This window comes from Streptococcus sp. 2154 (assembly GCF_013277255.1).
Lineage (GTDB): Bacteria > Bacillota > Bacilli > Lactobacillales > Streptococcaceae > Streptococcus > Streptococcus pseudopneumoniae.
The window spans coordinates 1-2,209 of sequence record NZ_VMMK01000063.1 but is presented as its reverse complement, the minus strand read 5'-3'; the positions used below and the strand labels follow the sequence as shown (position 1 = coordinate 2,209).

Below are 2,209 nucleotides of genomic sequence, written 5' to 3'. Positions count from 1 at the left end.
ATGCAATTGCACCTTTTAAGCAAATGTCATGCAACATCTACTATTATGCGGTATTAGCTATCGTTTCCAATAGTTATCCCCCGCTACCAGGCAGGTTACCTACGCGTTACTCACCCGTTCGCAACTCATCCAGAGAAGCAAGCTCCTCCTTCAGCGTTCTACTTGCATGTATTAGGCACGCCGCCAGCGTTCGTCCTGAGCCAGGATCAAACTCTCATTAAAAGTTTGAGTTCTCACTCATTTCTGTCACTGACAGATTTATTGTTTTTTCATTGTTCAGTACTACAACCTTAGTTGTAGTGCCCTGCACATTGGTTCGTCTTGTTCAGTTTTCAAAGGTCTTTGTCACTCGCTTCTCTCAAGCGACAACTATATTAGTATATCACAGTCACTTTCGTTTGTCAACACTTTTTTTGAAACTTTTTTAAAACTTTTTTAAAACTTTTTTCATCAAGTGCTTCAACCGCAACATACCATAGTCCGTACGGGATTCGAACCCGTGTTACCGCCGTGAAAAGGCGGTGTCTTAACCCCTTGACCAACGAACCAGAGTTGTTATTTTCAACTCTTACTATTATACAGTCTTTTTAAACTTTGTCAACACCTTTTTTAAACTTTTTTTACTTTTTACAATTTTTTGGCGAGAACTCATCTAAATGGAGGCTAGCCCTCATGCCTGGTTTGGAGCAGAAACCTCTAACTTACACTTAGCCATTGATGATGCTTCTGGCAATATCCTAGGCGCTTATTTTGATAAACAAGAGACCTTGAATGCTTACTATCATGTCCTCGAACAAATTTTAGACAACCACGGCATTCCCCTTCAAATCAAAACAGATAAAAGAACAGTCTTTACCTATCAAATCTCCAACTCTAAGAAAATGGAGGACGATACCCATACACAATTCGGATACGCCTGCCACCAACTGGGGATTCTCCTTGAGACAACCGCTATCCCTCAAGCTAAAGGGAGAGTCGAAAGACTCAATCAGGCACTACAATCTCGCCTGCCTATTGAACTGGAACGAAACAATATTCATACCTTGGAAGAAGCCAATACTTTCCTTCTTTCCTACATCCAAACCTTTAATGAACAGTTTGGAAACAAGACAAAACTCTCTGTCTTTGAGGAGGCTCCTAAGCCCTCTGAACGAAATCTCATTCTGGCTAGACTGGCGGAGAGAGTCGTCGATAGTGGACACCATATCCGATTCCAAAATCGTTGCTATATCCCTGTTGAACAAGGAAAAGAAGTCTACTTCAGCAGAAAGACGAAAGCATTCGTTATAAAAGAAGTTGACGGTGACATCTACCTCAATATCGCTGACAAGATCTGTCACACAAAGGAGCTACTAGTTCATGAACTCTATTCAAAAAACTTTGAATCAGAACCAGAACAAAAAAAGAAAGACGCAAGTATATCCCTCCACAAACCCATCCGTGGAAACTCACATCTTTCAAACAATATCTTCAGAAAAATAAAAAGGATTATGAAGAGTTTACTAGTGAGGAGCTTCATTCTCCTCAGCTACAAGTATAATCTATTTCTCGCTAAATGGGAAGCTGTTCCTTAAAGGAAATCACTCTATCCCTTACATTTAGGAGAGAGAAAATAAGGAGTCTAAGACAAGCATTTCATTTGATAAGAGGCTTGGAGCTGCTAGGCTGGAGAGCCAAGGCTAAGACTAGCCTTGGTTTAGCTGAAAAAATAGCTTCAAGGGTTCCTCGTGTCAAATGAAAGCAAAATAATTGCCCTCAATCTCACCATTTTTTGGGGCATCATCACTTTCGATTGACACACCTTTTCCTATTTTTTTCATTTTTTTGCATTGCTTCTTACCGGCTACGGATGTCAAACTCTTTAAACACAATACGTAAGTCTCTTAACACTCTTTGACGCCCTCGGAATCGTTCATTTCTTAAAATGCGTTCTAGCTCTTCTTGTTTCTCTTTACTTTGTTTGTTTCTATAATCTCTTAGTGTTTCATAAAAGAGATAATAGTCATCTATCCACAGACCTCCCTCACTTATACGATGACTAATCTCACCTACTTCTTCATATGGTTCTTTATTATATCTTCGTTTGTAGCTTTCTTGTTTACGGATATAGTCTAGAATTCGATTCCGAAACTTAGTCTTAAAATATTTCCTTAAACGAGAGATATCTTCTACTAATCCTTCTTCTTTACTAATACTATCCTAAAATCAA

General features: G+C 39.2%; 1 tRNA gene, 1 rRNA gene and 2 pseudogenes. 1 reads left to right on the top strand and 3 read right to left on the bottom strand.

The features are described from left to right. Positions 1–222, bottom strand: a 16S ribosomal RNA gene (locus HT693_RS10195); the annotation flags it as partial. A 254-nt stretch (positions 223–476) separates the two neighbouring features. Then, positions 477–548, bottom strand: a tRNA-Glu gene (locus tag HT693_RS10190). A gap of 96 nt (positions 549–644) precedes the next feature. Between HT693_RS10190 and HT693_RS10185 the strand changes: the two are divergent. After that, positions 645–1,540: pseudogene (locus tag HT693_RS10185) on the top strand (ISNCY family transposase); the annotation flags it as partial. A 296-nt stretch (positions 1,541–1,836) separates the two neighbouring features. Here the strand turns inward: HT693_RS10185 and HT693_RS10180 are convergent. Next, positions 1,837–2,193 (bottom strand): annotated as a pseudogene (locus HT693_RS10180) (sigma-70 family RNA polymerase sigma factor); the annotation flags it as partial. Between the last annotated feature and the right edge of the window lie 16 nt (positions 2,194–2,209).